The organism is Enterococcus massiliensis, from assembly GCF_001050095.1.
Lineage (GTDB): Bacteria > Bacillota > Bacilli > Lactobacillales > Enterococcaceae > Enterococcus_C > Enterococcus_C songbeiensis.
Map to the genome: position 1 here is coordinate 46,309 of NZ_CVRN01000002.1, position 16,607 is coordinate 62,915.

Here is a 16,607-nt window from a genome sequence, read left to right on the forward strand (position 1 = left end):
TCTATTGAATTTTCGATCTTAACAACCAGTTGATCTCTTTCTTCGGACTAACGCCGTAAATATCTTCATATTCGCCTGGGTTAAGCAAACGCATTTCTTCCTGTGTTAAATCTACTTTTATCTTTGCTCGCTTTGTACCATGAAAAAGCAAAGCTTCCCCTTGACGTTTTGAGGTAATGAAAGATAATTCTTTTTTTGTAAGTTTAAGTTTCAACTCGTTTGAGATACCTTGCGCTTCTGTTTCATCAAGTCCAAAGAACACTTTTGTAAAGCTATTCCCAATAATTGCTTTACCGATATTATCAGGTGCTTTTAATACATCATCAATCTGTTGGGTTGATACGGTACAATCAGCATTGTATTTTCTAAAGCGTTTATATGCTTGGAAGAAAAAGTCAGCACTAATTTTATTCTTCAGTAAAAAGTGAAATTCATCTGCATAAACAGACGTTACAATTTGCGGATTGTTGGTTATTTCTTCAAATAGATAACTAAAGCTGTTGAGGTATGCTAAATCTCTGATCCCTTCTTCGGTCTGTAAATCTCGCAAAGAAAAGCAAATTAACGGATTGTTTAAGTCTATATTTGTATGACCGTTAAAAATGGTACGACTTCCGATTGTAAAATCTTCTAATGAATAAATAAAATCTTCAATTCGTTTGTATCGTTTGGGATCAGTTTCTTCTAATGCTTTCAATCGACTTTCTAAGTCTGCAAATGTTGGAAAATCGGTGTTTTCCATTTTTGACAAGTTTTTCTTTTCGTATAAATTCGTATAGCATTTTTTAGCTTCTAACTTAATAATAGATAATTGACTGTCAGTCAAAGAGTGATCCACCATTAGGAAATATGGCGTTAAAATATTCATTCGTTTACTGATTTCTTTATCAATATCATTGTCAGTCATTTCAAAATCTTTGTGCTTTATTTCAAGATTTTCTACAAGTTCGTCCTCTTCAAAATCGGATAACGATTCTTTTAAATCCACATCTGGTGTATTGCGTGAGTAGATTTGAAACGGATTGATACGAACATCTGACATAGACGAAAGATTGATTATTTCGCCCCCTAGAGAACGTACACGTTCTGTTTGTTCATCTTCGGGATCAAATAAAACAATTCTGTGTTTTAGTTCTGTTGAATTATCAGCAAAAGCATATTTTTTCAAATAGTCTGACGTTAGGTAAGTGGTTTTTCCTCCACCTGATAGACCAAAAACAAATTTGTTACGATTGACTACTAATTTTCTGTTGGTGTAATCAATACTAACGATATTTTCAGTATCTTTATTGATTCCTTCAATAATCATATTCTTACTGAATACGCTTAGTTCGTTATCATCAAAAGGAAAAATACTGCTTGCACTGATTGAATTAGCGATTGTATAGGTGTATTCAGGTACTTCATTAGATTGTAACGGTAATGAACTCCAATACGCCTTATCAATCATAGTATATGGAATTAACGCTTTTACTCCACTTGCGATACAACGTGTTTCAAAATCTTCACACAATTTTTTCAGCTTATCTTCGGACTTACTTTTGATCAAAACATAGGTATATAAATAAAGATAAGAAGTGTTTTCGTCAACGGCTTGTTCTAACTGCGTTTGTGCAATTTTCATTTCACGTTCTAAACGGATAATCGTCAACGGATCATGCGAACGATCGATCTCTGCTTGCTTATTTTTAATGGTTCTGTTGTAATAATCATTCAATGAGTTACCGTTTGCTTTAGTGTAGTAATGAGATATGGTTATATCTCCACTCATTTTACGAATACGATTAAACCAATTACCACGTGGCTTATTATTGTATTTTGTAATGACATAGGGAACTGCGTATGAATCATCGATTAATAATTTGTCACGTTCTATTGTAAAATTAAATGGTGCTAAATCAGATACAACGTCCGTATCAACTTCGGGTATTACAATAATTTTCTCTTTTGGTATCTTCTCCATTTTAACGCTCCTAACTATTCAAAACCTTTTTCATCTCGCCAATCGTACACATTTCAACCTGACAATCATATTTACTTAAAAATGCAATTAAAGCTGTTCTGATTGTTCTTGTCTTATCGCGTAAAACTTGATAGGACAATTCCAAACTGTCGTAAGTTTCCTTTGAAATTGGTTCAGAATTAATTACAAAATGTTGTTTCTTTGAAGTTTCCATGTTACTTGCTAAATTTCTATAATGATAATAGTAACTAGCCTTTAGTTGTAATAAAGCTTCGTTATGCCCTGGCATTTTGCGATAATTTTCTACTGTATCCCCCCAGGCTTCTACAAAATCGTCAATTTCTACTGGTACATTCTTAGAAGTGATCTGCGGTTCATATAGAACGTTTTGAGATAGAAAGACACCAAAATCTTCGTTTAACCCTTCTTGCTCTGATACTGGCAAGGTATCAACGTTTAAGCCGTCAACTTTTAGCATGCTCACAAGGCTAAATTGCTTTTTTTCTGGCTGATAAACGACAAAAAAATCTTTAAATACGCCTTGAAATCTTGAATTATCTTCCCAATAAATCATTTCTTTCATCGTATCGCTTTTTTTATTATCGTTACTTTTGGAACTTGTTTTTAGAAAATCAAACAATTAAATCACCTCTCTTTTAAACTTGTTCTTTCGGCTTCTTATAATAGACTTTTGGTCTTTTAGAAAAATCTTTTCTTTGCTTCATAAAATCAGAAATAGAAATGTTAGGGCGGTCTGTAATTGGTTTAATTGTATAAAACGCCCATACACCGCCAAATGACACCAAACCAACAATGACATAGATAATTAAAGGAAAAACGGCTGTGCTACGGAAAATAAGAATTGCCAATAGCACGCTTATTAATGCCGTACCGATTGCTTTTGCTGATTGTTTCAAATCTAGCCCTAAAATGACTGTGTACCGATCAGATACATTGGAAGGGAAAAACCAAGTCCGCCCTTTTTCAGTATCTGCATTTAGCAAATCTAATAAGGCTTGTTTCACTTGATCACTGTTCATAACTAACTCCTTTCAATCTCCTTTAACAATTTTATTTTTTATTACGTGCTAAAGCAGTAAATCCCATACTTAACCAGGCAAAACATAAAACTAACCAAATCGTGCTATGTCTGACCCAAAATGCAATTAGACTTAGAATAGCTACAATAAAATATCCATAGGAACTATTTTTACTAAATATTTTTTTCATGAACAAATATCCTCTCTCCTATTGTTCTTCTCATTAGCAACTTCTTATGCTAATAATCCATATGCCCAAGGTACTAACCAAACCAATGCCCCACCTAATGCCGTAACAAGCAAGGCTGTTCCCAAGGCTTTATACATGGTATTTTTTTCTTGTGGGTCATCAATAGACGGCAAGTATTTAATAACAATTTTTGCACAAGCAATCCCACCAACTACAACAATTAAGGCTGTTAAAACACCTTTTATAGTGTTACCTGCTTGAACTAATTTTGCTTGTGGATCAGTGGCTGCAAATACTGGATTGGTAATAAACAATGTACCCACCGCAACAACCGCACTCTCAAGCTTAAACTTTGTATCTTTGATAAATTTTTTCATTTTATACACCTCTTGTTTTTATTTTATCGCAAAGGAATATTCCTTTGTAATGATTGATTTTCTTTTGCTTTTGTTTGCTTAATCAATTTGTCTAGGTTTCGTTTTTTCTGTGATTGGTTACCACTCAACAATCGATTAATTGATTTTGCAAATTGGAACATTTTTACAGACACTTCATTTTTTTCAGGTTCATTTTTATCCAATTCTTGGGATTGATCTTTATTAGTATTCTCAATCTGTTTACTTAATTCTATCTTATCAGAATCAGGTAAATAAGCATTACGATTAACAACCTTTCTCAGATTTTGTTTTGCTAATGGACTTAGTTCATCAATACATTTCATGCTATCTTGAACAAAAAATACACCTTGGCAATCATTAGGAATTTTCACCGTCTGAATGTTAGTTAAGAAGCCTTTTGATTGTTCCAACATGGAATTAATTTCTTCACTGGTAAATCTAGTTCCTTCTTTGACTTTTGAAAAATCAGTCGTGTTATAATAGTCAGCTTTTGCAAGTAGCATTTCGCCTTCTATGACTGAATCTATTGAAACATTTTTATCAAATTTTCTTTCAACTTCTGATTGAACATATTCTATCAATCCTTGTTTTATTCCTATTAGTTTTTCTTTCTTGATTGATAAAATTTCTTTTCTTTCAGAGTTATTTTCTTTGGTTATACTATCTTCAACTTGTTTAATTTTTGAATCAAGATAACGACTAGTTTGAAAGGGTTTTTCTTTGAAAATCTTTTTGTTTTCTTCTTTTTCTATTACTCTTTCATTGTAAATGACCTCTGCTAATTGGTCTTTATTCAATAACTCTTTTCTAAATATAGTTTCATTAACCATTGCTCTAACTTCGTGATTTGAAAATTTGTCAATATTCAAACTTGGATAAGATTTTTTGAAGAATCTTTCTGCTTGTTTATCTAAAATTTCATTTGCCTTTGTAAGCATATCTCGTTCACTACTAATTTTACTTAACATCAAACGTTGTTTTTGAATTTCCATTTTATTATTAAAGATAAGTGAATTTTCCCATCGTTTTAATTCACCTAATCGTTTATCAATGTTTTCATCATTAATAAATAATTTCAATTCTTTTGAAAGATTTTTCAGTTCTCCTTTTTCTAAAGGTGAGAAAGTTTTTTCAAATTTTAAAGTGAAGTTTTGGTCTTGTTTTAATATTTTCTCTTGATTTTCAAGTTTATCAAGTTCGGCTAGGATATCATTGTAACTTTGAATCTCTAAATTTTTTCTTTTTAACTCACTTATAACTCCTTTTTCTTCTAATTTTTTTGAGTAAAAACCTTCATGAATTGTTGGTAGTTCTTTTTTTCCAAGTTCCGCATGAGATTTTTCTGTAATTTGTTGATCGATATTTCTAGCTTTTAAATATTGGTTAACTTTATCAGCCCAATCTTTACGAATTTCAGAAACAAGAGATTTTCTATCCCAGTCATTTGTTTTAATAGAAACCATTTTAATTTTACCATTTTCTAATAAAATCGGGTTTCCATTTTCATCCAGTTTAGGTATCTTTTTTCGCTTGTTAAGAATATTTCCTTCACTATCTACTTCTCTCATTGTTAACATAATATGAGCATGGGGATTGTTTTCATCATCTCTATGAATAGCTACATCTGCAATCATTCCTTCACTGACAAAATTATCTTTAACAAATTCTTCTATCAGTGATCGTTGATCTGTATTATTTAATTCAATTGGCAATGCTACATTTACTTCTCGGCAAATTTGAGAATTCACCTGTTTTTCTGCTAATTCCATTTTGTTCCATAAAGTCTGTCTATCTAAAAATTCATTAGGTACATAATCAGGCTTTAAAATAAAAGCTTCTGGTTTAATAGTTCTATGGTTATATAGATTTGTTTTCTCGTATAGTTCACTATACAATTTTTCACCGCTTCGATAAGAAGCCATTGCAATTAAACTTCTTTTTCCGCCTTCTCTTTTTGCTATTGTCATAGATAAATGGAAGATTGCCAATTGTATAACCTCTCTTTCTTTTCAAACATGAGCGTAGCGAATTTTAACAAACACGCTTGACGATAAAACGAAATGTAAATTAAGTTTTATAGCACAATTACCACTAAATAAAATTTAGGGGTATAAGTGCGCCCTTAGTAAAACATCTAAGGGAATTCTCTATAGATTAATTTTACCACTTATCAATTAAAAAGTAACTATGTTTAATCTGACATTATCGTTTATATTTATTGATTTTAGAAATATAATATAATATGATAGACATATACAAATTATCAGGAGGGATATTTTATGGAAAATCAAGATCAAAACATCAAGATAGAAAATGAGAAAATCATTCCAAAAACAAGACCAAAAAAGAGAAAGAAAAAAACTGTTTCTGATATTGAACTTCAAATTAAAGAATTACAAAAGAAAAAAGAAGAATTAATTCTAAAATCAAAAGCAGATATTGGTGATTTTGTCCTTTCTACCCTTTCAAAAAATAATATTTCTATTGAATCAATTGAAGAAAACAAAGAATTATTCTATGACGAATTAGAAACTTTATTAAATGCGAATAGTCAAAATTTTTCTGAATTACTTAAATAGTTATGGCAAATAATGATTTAAATGACATCAATAAAAGAATAGAAAAACTAAAAATTCAAAAAAATATTTTGCGAGCGAATAGCGAGCAAAATATTAATAGAAAACAACGAACAAAACGATTAATTGAAAAAGGCGCTTTATTAGAAAAATACTTTGAAATTGATTGTTTGACGGTTGAAGAAACAGAAGATTTTTTAAAAATTTTTTCTGAATATATTAAAGCAAATAAACCTAAAAAGTATCAAAAAAAGGAAAAATAATTTTCCTTTTTTTGATACTTTTTTAAATAAAATTGATTGTTCTTAATGTTTGTTCTTCCTTTTTTAATTGCTTTAATATTTCATTTACTGATTCTATATCCAAATCGTACCAATCACCAAAAGCGATAATATCACCTGATACTTTTTTTTCTATAAAATCAACTGTTAAAGTTATTTCTCTTGTTGACATTGGCGAACGTGCTTCTATTTGATATAAATCAAAATCATATTTTTGATGATTATTTATTCCTCTCATTTCTGTTACTGTCGCTTTTATCACTTTTAAAATATTACCTTCAAAATTTATTTTTTTTATTTTAATATCCACTCTAAAACTTCCTTTCTGATAAACTTACAAGCCTTAATTGGCTTGTAAGTATTTTTTTTCTTCTTTATCTTCCTTCACCTTTTGACTTCCATACATTCCCCTTATTGTGTCCATATCATAATTTTTTCGACTACGTTTTTTATAATCGCTTGGTGCTTTATACCATGCGTATTTTTTTGGTGAATAACGAAATTCTAGGGATTTTATGTCGTCCTTATAAGGTTTTGTGTTGCCTGTTAACCATATAAAAGTTCCCACGATTTCAATTGATACACCGTCCATTTTCAGATTGAAAAGTTGATTTATAATGTCCTTAAATTGTTCGGGCGTTTCAGTCGTTTCTTTTGTATAGGTTTCGCCGTCTTTGTTCTTGTGAGTGTTTTTAAGTTTGCTAAACAATTCATCATATTCATTGTTTAGTTGCGCCATTTCTTCATTGCTACCACCACAATCGGGGTGCAATTTCAAAGCTAATTTTTTGTAGGCTTTTTTCAATTCTTCCAATGTTTCAACGTTTTTAATGTATTTCATTTTTATCATTCCTTTTCTTTTTGATTTTTGGCTTTTTGACAACCATTTTTGTTAGGCGTTTGAGGAAGTGAAGCTGTTTTCCTCATGTTTTAAAAGCTAGAAATAAATTACAGTGTATGCTCCTTTCTTTTTTCGTTTTGTTGGTTCATTTTCGCCAGTGTGTTCGTGTCGTTTGCTGTGACGAGTACGTAACATAGACACAAAGAAAACACAAGGGCGAGCTTGCTCGTTTATATACCCTTGTGTTTTCGACTGGATATGTTAAGGTAACAAACAGTAAATGGCACGTTACAGACTGCAAAATGTAGCAACTGAAAAAAGAAAGAATGCTGTTGTGTGCTTTATTTCTCGATCAGCTTTTAAAAAATGAGGAAAATTTTATAAAAAATAGGGCAGTTACCTTTTTGGTAACTGCCCTATTTTTCCTTTTTTTATTTATTTAACTCTTTTTTTATTAATCGTTTTTACAAATATGTGAACTATAAAAACACCTATTAAGTAAGACACAAATACAATTACATATCCAATTAACAAATGAGAAATTGAAGCACTAGAAAAAGTTATATCTCCACTAAACAAATCTATCGAAAAACTAATTAATATATAAAAGAATGCAACGACTGCTGCTGTTGATATATTTTTCATGATCTAAGCCCCTTTCTTCTTTAATTTTTAAAGCCCTGGAAGTTTAGGTATTTTTGGTATTGGTGGTGTAGGTGGCTGCAAGCTTTCCAATTTTTGTTGAATTGCTTTAAATTCAAGGGTTTCTTGGTGTTTATTTAGAACCACATTTTGTTATTCTATCTCTAGTCTCATATAATCAATTGATTGATATTTATTTTGTCTATTTAAAAAGGCTTTAGGGTTTTCACCATATTTGATGAAATTGTATTTTTTATACAATGATATTGCACTAGTATTATCGGACACTACTTGAAGTTCTAATTGTTTGTATTGGGCTTTTTTACCCAACTCTATTATTGTAGAAAATAAGATATTGCCAATTCCAAGACCATAATATTCTTTTAAAATTGAAAGACCGATTACACCTCTATGTTTTTCCTTATCTTTTAGACTAACAGAGTTTAGGCTAGCACTTCCAATAATTTTATTATCAATTACTGCTAAAATTTCACAAGAATTTTCGCTATCGTTTAATTTCTGGTAACTATCCATTTCTTTCTCTAAATCAAAATGAGATTCATCAGGATAGGTTGTTAAGAAATCTGTTTCACTGTGAGTTTTATTGAATAAGTGATGCAACTCAATTGCATCATTCGGATTCGCACTTCTAATAATGACATGTACTCCATTTGGAAGTATATGTTCGTAATAATATTTCATAAAGTTGTCCTTTCGTAACTATTACCAAGTTTGCTTTATTTTCCATAAAATCTGCTATTGTCGTATTATCACGTCTCCTTATTAAAGATATATTATCATATTTTAAGGTTTAAAGTCCTGGAAGCTTAGGTATTTTAGGTATTGGTGGTGTAGGTGGCTGCAAGCTTTCCATTTTTTGTTGAATTGCTTTAAATTCAGGGGTTTCTTGGTGTTGATTTTGAACCATTTTTTGCTCTATTCTCTCCAAAGTCGGTTGAATTTCTTTCCCTGATACTTTACGATTTAATTCTCTTTCTAAGGTCTCTTTCGGACTAATGGAAGGCGTTTCTAAGCTTGAATAGAGTTTTACACCTTCTCTATTATATAGCCTTATATCGCTAAATAATCCCGTTTTTTGAAGGGTTTCTAAATTGTTAGGTAAATTTTTGACAACAATATCATGTGCTTGCTTTGGTGTTGCCCTGGCTGTCATTGGATCATCTGCATACATGGTTTCATATCGTTCAATCGTTCCTAAGTATGATTCAATTTTCGGTACTGCCATGACGTACATTTTTGTTTCATAACCTTTGGCTTGTAGCATTGTTGCGGTTTGAATAGGAACGTCTGTTGTTCGTCCTGTACCTTCAATCACTAAATTGTACCCTTGATCGCTTAAACGGCTAATAAGTGCTTCTGTCATACGATCAGAATAGGGGGTAACGTGTTTTACCACGTCTTTTTCATAAAGTTTCACTAATTCGTCAAAATTTGGGTGCTGTTGTTTGAAGGTATCATTATCAATGACAACAACATTCCCTTGTGTTTCTTCAAAAATTGCTGATCGCAAACTGGTTTTCCCTGACCCTGGTTGCCCACCAAGTAAAAAAGCGGTTGGCGATTCAACCGCTTTTTTACTTGAATCAATTCTTCTAAATTATCATTTAAGCGATTCTCAAATTGTTTGTCAGTAAAATTGACTATATTTGCCATATTAAGCCACTTTCTCTTTATTCAAAACTTGTTTTGAGTAACGATTCATTGACCGCCAATACTCATGAACGGCTTGTAATTCTTCTAAAGAATAATCAAAAAGATTTACACGTTTTGCAAGCTTTAATTGGTTTAATAAATTGACTTCCAATAATTGAGAGTCATTTTTATTTAATTCATGGTTCAAAACATAGTTTAATACTCGATTATAAACGCTTGCTGATAACTCATTAATGATTTCAATTTCAAATGTTTTTTCATACGTAACTGCCATTTCATTTTCACTCCTTTTAAAGTTTATCAGGTAAATATTTCCGTATATATTCTTCTAAGGCTTGATCCATAACTTCTTTTACGTTTCCGCCATTCTTTGCTGTTTCGATTTTTATGATATGGTGCAAGTCAGCACGAACACGAACCGTCTTAGCTCCCATTATATCTTTTTTTGCACTGATTGGTGTATCATTTCGTTTTGCTTTTTGTGCGCCTAAATTTCCCACAATCACTCACTTCTTTCTATTTCTTCTTATTCTTATTTTATCATCAACAATCACAAATCACAAGTGATTTGTGATTTGTGATTTGTGATTCTATTCTTTTTCATTTTCTAACTGAATGATTCGCTCAACCATTTCAAAAAATACGTTCTCATACATGGATAAAACTTTTTTGTCATAACCTTTGTGTTCAGTAATGCCGTTTTTAGACCAGGTACTTACTTTATTACTTCGCTTGATAATATTTCGGAAAACCAAGTTATCTTCTTTGTGTTCGTTGTACAGCTCTTCCAGGTTTGATTTTATCGTTGCGCTGTCCGTATCAACTAAATAAGGAACAAAACCGATCATATCTAGTCCAGGGTTAAATTGTTCTTGTAAATCAATCAAATAGGAAATATAGTTTTGAATGTTGTTTGTACTTTCTTCTTCTGCTTGTAAAGGGATCATAACGTAATCACTCGCCACGATTGCATTATTTGTATAAACGCTTGGCGTTGGTACAGTATCAATAATAATAAGATCATAGTCACTTTTTAAAGGTGCTAAAAGAGTAGCAAGCAATCTACTTTCGTTTTCAAACGTCCATGAGCGAGTTAATTTTGGCAGTAACATCAAATCAAACGTGCCAGGAATCAAGTCTAAATTATCAGTCAAATGAACAATAGAAGAAGCCAAGTTTCCATTTTTCAAGCCTTCATAAAAATTGACACGTGGCAATTCTACCTTAAATGTTTTTGCTAAGTCTTTTGTCAATGTTGCCTGTAAGTCCTTATCGATCATTAAAACTTTTAAATTCAATTTGTCTGTCAAATAAGCAAACATAGTCGATAATTTTGACTTTCCAACACCACCTTTAAAATAATTGTTTAAGATAACAATTGCTTCATTTTTACTGTTTAAAATACGTCTTAATTCTTCAAGTATTTTTAGTTCTTCCTTCTCCATAACTACGCCCCATTCTTTTTTTGTATAGTAATATTGTATCATTAAGAATCACTTGTGATTTGTGATAAGTGATTTGTGATTAATATATAAAAGCCCTATTTAAAGGGCTTTTATGCTTATTTTGAAAAAGAGATAAAATCAATATATCCCTTTTCTCCGATTTTTACAACGGCATTGTAGGGCTTTTTCTCTTTGTTTTTGATTCCTTTTACCAGGGTTTCTTTTCCCTCCAGTAATTCTTTTACATTCGTTTTGGTTAGTTTTTTCTTTCTAAAATGTTCAGCTAAAGTAAACTTACATTCAGGATAATTTGAACAACCATAAAACGATTTTTTTAATACAATATTGTTTCCACACTTAGGACATTTTCCTACAATACTTTTTTCAGCTTCTTTTTCTTTCTGTACCTGGTAATCAGCAAAACTTAATTTCTCTATATCGTTAGGTACAGCTTCCAGTAAATGAACGATAAACTTCTTGATATTATTAATAAAGTTTTCTTGATTACCTTCTCTTTTACCAATCTTCTTTAAATACGTTTCCCATTTAGCCGTCATTTCAGCACTCGTTAAAAGGTGCTGACTTTCAACTGCCTGGCACAATAATTTTCCTTTTTCAGTTACAACAAGCTTATTCTTAATCACTTGGATATATTCTTTTTGTTTTAACGCTTCAATAATACTTGCTCTTGTCGCTTCTGTTCCGATCCCCTCAACTTCTTGTAAAATCTTGATTGCTTCTTCATCATCAACCGTTTTATTAGCGGTTTTCATAGCAATTAATAATGTACCCTCTGTAAAAGCTTTCGGTGGTTGTGTTTCTTTTTCGGCACTCTTAACGTCAACCTCGGCATGTTCTCCAATGATAACCAAGGGTAACGTTTGAACGTCCTCTTTTTCTTCTTTGGTTTGTTGTTTGAAAAGAATTTTCCACCCTTCTTGCTTTGGTGTCTTGCCTATTGATTGAAAAAGTAAGTCGGCTACTTTGGTTTGTATCTTAGTTTCTTCATACAAATAATCAGGTAGAAACATGGCAACGGTCGTTTTAACGACTAAAGCATAAATTTTTCGTTGCAAATCGTCCATTTTCGCTAATGCAGATTCGGTAGGTACTTGTTTTGTTGGGATAATGGCGTGGTGTTCCTGTACCTTACTACCGTCCACATAACGCTTTCTAGGCTCTGTTTGAACCATTTCAAGATCAAGTCCTAAAAAACCGCTATATTTGCCAAAATTCGCTTTTAAATAAGCAAATTCGTTCTCTGTAATAAATGGTGTATCTGTTCTTGGATAACTCAATAATTTTGCTTCATACAGTCCTTGCATAGCTTTTAAAGTTTGGCTCGCTGTCGCTTTATAAAGCTGATTGACTTTTGATTGCAAACTACTTAAAGAAAACAGACTCGGACTATTCGTTTTTTTCTCTTTGGTTTGCACGTCAGCGATTCTGCCCTCTTGATTTCCTATTTTAGCTTGTTTAGAAGAAACAAAAGCTAAAAGCTCCTCTTGGGTTTTAAAACGCTGTGTGGGGCTTAGAACGCCCTTAAACGAACCTTGGTTTACTTTTATACTAGCTTCCACCTCGAAAAAAGGTTCTTTTTTAAAATTCTCTATGGCTTCCTGGCGCTGAAAAATAAGGTATAAGGTGGGCGTTTGAACACGTCCTAGTGAAAATGTACCTTGTACGCCCTTCTGTTGTAAATTTAACGTATACAAAGGGCTTGCGTTCATGCCGATCAACCAATCGGCAATTTGGCGTGTTTGCGCTTCTTGATAAAAGGGATAGTAATTCATTCCTGGTTGCAAATTTTGAAAACCGCTTCGGATCACATCTTTTTCTAAGCTATTGATCCATAGTCTTTTAAATGTTTTATCTTTTGAAAAGGCATTTGCTTTATGGATAATCGACCAGGCGATATTTTCACCTTCTCTGTCGCTATCTGTTGCAACAATAATTGTATTTGCCTTTTTGAGAAGTTCTGCAACAATTTTAAACTGCTTTCCCTTATCTTTTGCAACTTCAAAATCGTATCGATCAGGAAAAATCGGCAAAGATTCAAGTTTCCAATTTTGCCACTTTTCGTCATAATGACCTGGTTCTGCTAATTCCACTAAATGCCCAAAACCAAAGGTGATAAACGTTTCATCTGTAAATAGTGGGTCTTTGATCTCAAAATAACCGTCTTTTTTGGTGCTTTGTTTTAAAGCACTTGCGTAGGCTAATGCCTGGCTTGGTTTTTCAGCTAAAATAACCGTACTCATTAACTATCCCTCTTTTCATTGTTTTTTCTTTGATCTACTGTCACGTTATATCTTGCTCGATACCTTCTAAACGTTCGGCGATTAATTCCAGTTTGTTCTTCAACTTCTTTATCGGATAAACCATTCAAAAACAAATCGAAAGCATGCTTTAAACGTGGATCATTTTTTTTAAATTTCAGTTGCCGACCTTTGAATTTGCCTTTTTTCTTAGCAATTTCGATTCCTTGTGCCTGACGTTCCTTAATTTTTTTTCGTTCTGATTCTGCTTGATACTTGTACAATTCAATGACAAGGCTATTAATCAAACGCCTTAAATTTTCATCTTCAATACCATTCATTGAGGGTAAATTTAAGACTTCCAGGGTTGCCCCCTTAATTTGAATTTGATTCATCAATTCTGTTAATTCTTTATTATTTCGTCCTAATCGATCTAATTCAGTAACAATAACAATATCCCCTTCACGAATATAGTTAAGCATAGCTTGTAATTGTGGGCGTTCGACCGATTGACCGCTTAATTTGTCTGAAAAGACCTTAGAAACGCCCTGTAACGCTTGTAATTGCCGATCTAAGTTCTGTTCTTTGCTACTTACTCGTGCATACCCTATTTTAGTCATTAATATCTTTCCTTTTTTAAAAAAAGTTTTTTTAAATTCCACAAGCAAATATATAAGCTAAACTTACTTATTTAGTAGCTTTCCAAAAATAAAAAATGAAATTATCCATAAAACAACGCCAACTACCAAGAAGATCGCCAATAACTTTAAGAAATCAAAGATATTTGACAATGGAAACCACCCACTAATTATCAAACAAGGAAAAACTGTTATCAGCATTACAAAAAAGTGAATAATAGATTGCTGTGTTAAAGTTAAATTATCAATCTCATAAATCACGCTAGCAGCTGAAACTAATGTAATAATTATTCCTACTAGAAAAGTACTTTTTATTTGAAATGAGTTCAACTTCTGATAAACCATTATTAAAGATATTCCGCTCATAATTACAAAGGGAATAATTCCCCTTATGATTGCATCTATAATATATTTCATTTTTGACACCTCCACTCTAATTTTGCCCAACTTAAATGTCCTATTTTCTAATCCCAGTATACCACAAAAAATCAATACTTACTAAAAAGGACAATCAAGTATACTCTGTTGTCCGCAAAAAAGTAACTTTCAGGATCTCATCAAATCTTTTTACTAGTAAACATAATCTAAATTTAATTGACAATTGAATTTTTACGATTTATGAACACAAAAATAGAGTAATGCATATCATTTATGGTATGAAAAAAAGTGTTCCGGAATTGATAATTCACAGAACACTTTTAGCTTTAGATGGTTAAATTGTAACTATCTTTAATTAAATCTAGTATTTTTCGCTCATCAATGGTCCCATCAAGCAATACTGTAATCCAGTGATTCTTATCCATATGGTACGCCGGAAAATATCCTGGAGTATTTCTCAATATGGAGACGAATTCAGGATCAGCCTTTACATCGAGTATATCTACGTACTCTTCACCTGACAGGCCTAGTTTATTTTTCTCTACCGTCATAAACAATCCAAACCATTTATCATTTTTCTTGTGTCGAAGAACCTCATAATTTGGAAACTGTTCGAACGGCTTATCTACTCGAACGTTTGACATTTTTCTAGCTTGCTCTATCAAAGATTTTCTGAGTTCCATATTGATCACACCTTTACCATTTTTAATAAATAATATTTTCTGTACATATCGAGATAGTAATTAAGTTTTAATGAAGGTCATTTGTGTTCATTGCGAATCATCCGAATGGCTCTCTTTCCATTGATTAATATAGCTTAATCTTTGGGTTATTTTTTCTTCGTTTCCTTGTTTTGTGGGGCTGTAATAAACATGATCCGATATACTTTCTGGACGAGTCGACATAGTCGTCAGCTTGTCATCATAGTGATGCGCTAACTTGTAACCTTTACCATAACCGACTTCTTTCATTAATTTTGTCGTTGCGTTGCGAAGATGCAACGGAACAGGTTCACTGATTGTCTTTTTAATATCCTCTTTTACTGCTAACGTTGCCTTGTACGTTGCATTTGATTTTGGTGCTAATGATAAATAAATCACGCACTGAGTAAGATGCACGTCACACTCCGGAAGCCCAATATAACGACAAGCCTGAAAAACATTAATGGCTAGATTAAGTGCATTATTGTCTGCTAATCCAATATCTTCACTCGCAAAACGAATCAATCGTCGAGCAATATAAATAGGATCTTCTCCTCCATCTAACATCCGTGTCAACCAATAGATAGCTGAATCGACGTCGCTGTTACGCATTGATTTATGCAGAGCTGAAATAATATTATAATGTTCTTCCCCAGCTTTATCGTAGTAAGCTGTTTTTTTGTCAATTAATTGATTGAGCAGCTCTTCGGAAATATTCGTCTTCTTATCGTTTATATCACTGTTTATGACTAACATTTCTAACGTATTCAGTGCCGTTCGTGCATCCCCATTTGAATAAATAGCAATTTTTTTTAACAGATTTTCTTCCATCTGAATAGATAGATCAGGAAAAGCTTTTGGAGAATGGACAACATGTTCTAACAGCTCTAAAATGTCCTCTTCTGTCAATTGATTCAACACGAATACTCTCGTACGTGACAGTAAGGCAGAATTTACTTCGAACGAAGGATTTTCTGTAGTTGCACCAATCAAGATAATGCTTCCTTTTTCTACATAAGGTAGAAATGCATCTTGTTGCGCTTTATTAAATCGATGGATTTCATCGATAAATACAATTGTTCGTTCGCCTAAATGTCTTACTTCCTCAGCTTCGTCCATGATTTTCCGAATTTCTTTTATACCATTCATCACCGCACTGAGTGTAATAAATTTAGACTGTGTTTTTCTTGCTATTATCTCTGCTAGTGTTGTTTTTCCTACACCAGGTGGTCCCCAGAAAATCATAGACGGGACTTGATCCTTGTCAATCATCTCTCTAAGAAATTTCCCTTTTCCTACCAAGTGTTTTTGACCCACAAAGTCATCTAAATTTGTGGGTCGCATACGACTAGCCAAAGGAGCAGTCATGTCCATCTCTTGGTCAAAAAGTGATGTTTGAGGCATTTCGTTTCCTCCTAAAGTAAATTAATCAGGTACGCTCTATACCCTCAAATAAAGTAAGAATTTCTTCTGCATGAGAAACACCTTTGTTTGAATGATTACCAATCTTGGTATGATGAATGTGTTCTTTATATGCTTTTTCAGCAGCTAATTTTTCTTGTCTTTCATTTGCTGTTGTCAT

19 protein-coding genes and 3 pseudogenes are annotated in these 16,607 nt (G+C 32.3%); 2 read left to right on the plus strand and 20 right to left on the minus strand.

Going from position 1 to position 16,607, the window contains the following annotated elements; all coding sequences use genetic code 11:
• Nucleotide 1: 1 nt before the first annotated feature.
• The 5 genes from BN1875_RS00320 to mobQ form a co-directional block, all read right to left on the minus strand.
• Entirely contained in the window at nt 2–1,963 is a 1,962-nt protein-coding gene (locus BN1875_RS00320) for a VirB4 family type IV secretion system protein (RefSeq protein WP_048602905.1), read from the minus strand.
• Nucleotides 1,964–1,973: 10 nt separating this feature from the next.
• Nucleotides 1,974–2,603 carry a hypothetical protein gene (locus tag BN1875_RS00325; RefSeq protein ID WP_048602906.1) on the minus strand — a complete coding sequence of 210 codons (630 nt, stop codon included), beginning with the start codon at nt 2,601–2,603 and terminating at the stop codon, nt 1,974–1,976.
• A gap of 16 nt (nt 2,604–2,619) precedes the next feature.
• Complete coding sequence (locus tag BN1875_RS00330; RefSeq protein ID WP_048602907.1) at nt 2,620–3,003, minus strand: glycosyl transferase; 384 nt, start codon at nt 3,001–3,003, stop codon at nt 2,620–2,622.
• 234 nt (nt 3,004–3,237) lie between these two features.
• Nucleotides 3,238–3,570, minus strand: a complete 333-nt coding sequence (locus tag BN1875_RS00335) for a CagC family type IV secretion system protein (protein ID WP_048602908.1) — start codon at nt 3,568–3,570, stop codon at nt 3,238–3,240.
• Nucleotides 3,571–3,593: 23 nt separating this feature from the next.
• On the minus strand, nt 3,594–5,579 hold the full coding sequence (mobQ, locus tag BN1875_RS00340; protein WP_048602909.1) for a MobQ family relaxase: 1,986 nt from the start codon (nt 5,577–5,579) through the stop codon (nt 3,594–3,596).
• Between the two features lie 291 nt (nt 5,580–5,870).
• Here mobQ and BN1875_RS00345 point away from each other — a divergent pair, with 291 nt between their 5' ends.
• A complete protein-coding gene (locus BN1875_RS00345; protein WP_048602910.1) occupies nt 5,871–6,170 on the plus strand; it encodes a hypothetical protein in 300 nt (99 codons plus the stop codon).
• Nucleotides 6,171–6,172: 2 nt separating this feature from the next.
• Complete coding sequence (locus BN1875_RS00350) at nt 6,173–6,430, plus strand: hypothetical protein (RefSeq protein ID WP_021109234.1); 258 nt, start codon at nt 6,173–6,175, stop codon at nt 6,428–6,430.
• 22 nt (nt 6,431–6,452) lie between these two features.
• On the opposite strand, the gene BN1875_RS00355 is transcribed toward BN1875_RS00350, so the two are convergent.
• The 15 genes and pseudogenes from BN1875_RS00355 to BN1875_RS13580 all read right to left on the minus strand — a co-directional run.
• Nucleotides 6,453–6,758: a hypothetical protein gene (locus BN1875_RS00355; RefSeq protein ID WP_033626036.1), complete on the minus strand. Its 306-nt coding sequence runs from the start codon at nt 6,756–6,758 to the stop codon at nt 6,453–6,455.
• 33 nt (nt 6,759–6,791) lie between these two features.
• Nucleotides 6,792–7,289 carry a DnaJ domain-containing protein gene (locus tag BN1875_RS00360; RefSeq protein WP_048602911.1) on the minus strand — a complete coding sequence of 166 codons (498 nt, stop codon included), beginning with the start codon at nt 7,287–7,289 and terminating at the stop codon, nt 6,792–6,794.
• 435 nt (nt 7,290–7,724) lie between these two features.
• A complete protein-coding gene (locus BN1875_RS00365; RefSeq protein ID WP_025479636.1) occupies nt 7,725–7,934 on the minus strand; it encodes a hypothetical protein in 210 nt (69 codons plus the stop codon).
• Between the two features lie 27 nt (nt 7,935–7,961).
• A pseudogene (locus tag BN1875_RS13425) lies at nt 7,962–8,084 on the minus strand (zeta toxin family protein); the annotation flags it as partial.
• Nucleotides 8,085–8,633, minus strand: a complete 549-nt coding sequence (locus BN1875_RS00370) for a GNAT family N-acetyltransferase (protein WP_048602912.1) — start codon at nt 8,631–8,633, stop codon at nt 8,085–8,087.
• Between the two features lie 109 nt (nt 8,634–8,742).
• A pseudogene (locus BN1875_RS00375) lies at nt 8,743–9,605 on the minus strand (zeta toxin family protein).
• Nucleotide 9,606: 1 nt separating this feature from the next.
• Nucleotides 9,607–9,879, minus strand: coding sequence for an antitoxin (locus tag BN1875_RS00380; protein WP_000301765.1), 273 nt, complete (start codon nt 9,877–9,879; stop codon nt 9,607–9,609).
• 16 nt (nt 9,880–9,895) lie between these two features.
• Nucleotides 9,896–10,111, minus strand: a complete 216-nt coding sequence (locus BN1875_RS00385; protein WP_048602878.1) for a peptide-binding protein — start codon at nt 10,109–10,111, stop codon at nt 9,896–9,898.
• A gap of 84 nt (nt 10,112–10,195) precedes the next feature.
• Nucleotides 10,196–11,092 (minus strand): ParA family protein, encoded by an 897-nt coding sequence (locus BN1875_RS00390; RefSeq protein ID WP_147570554.1) that lies wholly within the window; start codon nt 11,090–11,092, stop codon nt 10,196–10,198.
• Nucleotides 11,093–11,166: 74 nt separating this feature from the next.
• Nucleotides 11,167–13,311, minus strand: a complete 2,145-nt coding sequence (locus BN1875_RS00395; RefSeq protein WP_048602914.1) for a type IA DNA topoisomerase — start codon at nt 13,309–13,311, stop codon at nt 11,167–11,169.
• A complete protein-coding gene (locus BN1875_RS00400; protein WP_048602915.1) occupies nt 13,311–13,928 on the minus strand; it encodes a recombinase family protein in 618 nt (205 codons plus the stop codon). Before BN1875_RS00400 ends, BN1875_RS00395 begins: the two co-directional genes overlap by 1 nt.
• 63 nt (nt 13,929–13,991) lie before the next feature.
• On the minus strand, nt 13,992–14,363 hold the full coding sequence (locus tag BN1875_RS00405; protein ID WP_012477193.1) for a DUF3021 family protein: 372 nt from the start codon (nt 14,361–14,363) through the stop codon (nt 13,992–13,994).
• A 287-nt stretch (nt 14,364–14,650) separates the two neighbouring features.
• Complete coding sequence (locus BN1875_RS00410) at nt 14,651–15,007, minus strand: MmcQ/YjbR family DNA-binding protein (RefSeq protein WP_048602916.1); 357 nt, start codon at nt 15,005–15,007, stop codon at nt 14,651–14,653.
• 87 nt (nt 15,008–15,094) lie between these two features.
• Entirely contained in the window at nt 15,095–16,429 is a 1,335-nt protein-coding gene (locus BN1875_RS00415) for a replication-associated recombination protein A (RefSeq protein WP_048602917.1), read from the minus strand.
• A 100-nt stretch (nt 16,430–16,529) separates the two neighbouring features.
• Nucleotides 16,530–16,607: pseudogene (locus BN1875_RS13580) on the minus strand (Dps family protein); the annotation flags it as partial.

Excerpts from the sequence above, each read along its gene's own strand:
- BN1875_RS00365 (WP_025479636.1), bottom strand. The coding sequence starts at position 7,934 with ATGAAAAATATATCAACAGCAGCAGTCGTTGCATTCTTTTATATATTA.
- BN1875_RS00345 (WP_048602910.1), top strand. The coding sequence starts at position 5,871 with ATGGAAAATCAAGATCAAAACATCAAGATAGAAAATGAGAAAATCATT.
- BN1875_RS00395 (WP_048602914.1), bottom strand. The coding sequence starts at position 13,311 with ATGAGTACGGTTATTTTAGCTGAAAAACCAAGCCAGGCATTAGCCTAC.
- BN1875_RS00415 (WP_048602917.1), bottom strand. The coding sequence starts at position 16,429 with ATGCCTCAAACATCACTTTTTGACCAAGAGATGGACATGACTGCTCCT.
- BN1875_RS00320 (WP_048602905.1), bottom strand. The coding sequence starts at position 1,963 with ATGGAGAAGATACCAAAAGAGAAAATTATTGTAATACCCGAAGTTGAT.
- BN1875_RS00370 (WP_048602912.1), bottom strand. The coding sequence starts at position 8,633 with ATGAAATATTATTACGAACATATACTTCCAAATGGAGTACATGTCATT.
- BN1875_RS00380 (WP_000301765.1), bottom strand. The coding sequence starts at position 9,879 with ATGGCAGTTACGTATGAAAAAACATTTGAAATTGAAATCATTAATGAG.
- BN1875_RS00350 (WP_021109234.1), top strand. The coding sequence starts at position 6,173 with ATGGCAAATAATGATTTAAATGACATCAATAAAAGAATAGAAAAACTA.
- BN1875_RS00410 (WP_048602916.1), bottom strand. The coding sequence starts at position 15,007 with ATGGAACTCAGAAAATCTTTGATAGAGCAAGCTAGAAAAATGTCAAAC.
- BN1875_RS00335 (WP_048602908.1), bottom strand. The coding sequence starts at position 3,570 with ATGAAAAAATTTATCAAAGATACAAAGTTTAAGCTTGAGAGTGCGGTT.
- BN1875_RS00405 (WP_012477193.1), bottom strand. The coding sequence starts at position 14,363 with ATGAAATATATTATAGATGCAATCATAAGGGGAATTATTCCCTTTGTA.
- BN1875_RS00360 (WP_048602911.1), bottom strand. The coding sequence starts at position 7,289 with ATGAAATACATTAAAAACGTTGAAACATTGGAAGAATTGAAAAAAGCC.
- BN1875_RS00330 (WP_048602907.1), bottom strand. The coding sequence starts at position 3,003 with ATGAACAGTGATCAAGTGAAACAAGCCTTATTAGATTTGCTAAATGCA.
- BN1875_RS00400 (WP_048602915.1), bottom strand. The coding sequence starts at position 13,928 with ATGACTAAAATAGGGTATGCACGAGTAAGTAGCAAAGAACAGAACTTA.
- BN1875_RS00390 (WP_147570554.1), bottom strand. The coding sequence starts at position 11,092 with ATGATACAATATTACTATACAAAAAAAGAATGGGGCGTAGTTATGGAG.